Annotated in this window: 1 protein-coding gene; it reads left to right on the top strand. The window is 66.7% G+C overall.

Going from position 1 to position 522, the window contains the following annotated elements:
- Nucleotides 1–522: transposase (locus AC1DTN_RS39165; RefSeq protein ID WP_477925636.1), on the top strand; the 522-nt coding region annotated here is incomplete at both ends.

Genomic DNA, 522 nt, shown 5'->3' with positions numbered 1-522 from the left:
GACGTGGATTCGCCCATCTCGCTGGCCTTCATCGAGCGCTATCCCACGCCCGACAGCGCGGCCCGCCTGGGACCCAAACGCATGGCCGGCTTCTGCGCTCAGCACGCCTACTGCGGCCGACGCAGCGCCGATGAACTGCTGCAAAGGCTCCATGGGGCGCCGGCCAGCGTCTGCGCCGAACTGGAAATGGATGCCAACGGCGAGCTCGCGCGCTGCCTGGCTCGTACGCTGGCTCGTCTGGTCGAGCAGATCAAGCTGCTGTCCAGTCGCATCGAGCACCATGTCGCTTCGCTTGAAGACGGTCGCATCATGATGAGCTTCCCGCGCGCCGGACGCATCTGCGCCGCGCAGATCCTTGCCGAACTTGGCAGCGTGCGCGAGCGCTTCGTAAGCGACGAGCACTTGGCCGCCGAAGCCGGCGTCGCTCCCGTGACCTACCAATCGGGCAAGTCCAAGGCCGTGACCTTCCGCTGGGCCTGCAACCATCGTTTGCGCGCTGCGCTGACCTGCCTGGCCGACAAC

The organism is Rhizobium sp. 01T444 (genome assembly GCF_056398305.1).
The sequence above is the reverse complement of the archived record's forward strand: the minus strand, read 5'-3'. Positions and strand labels throughout refer to the sequence as shown.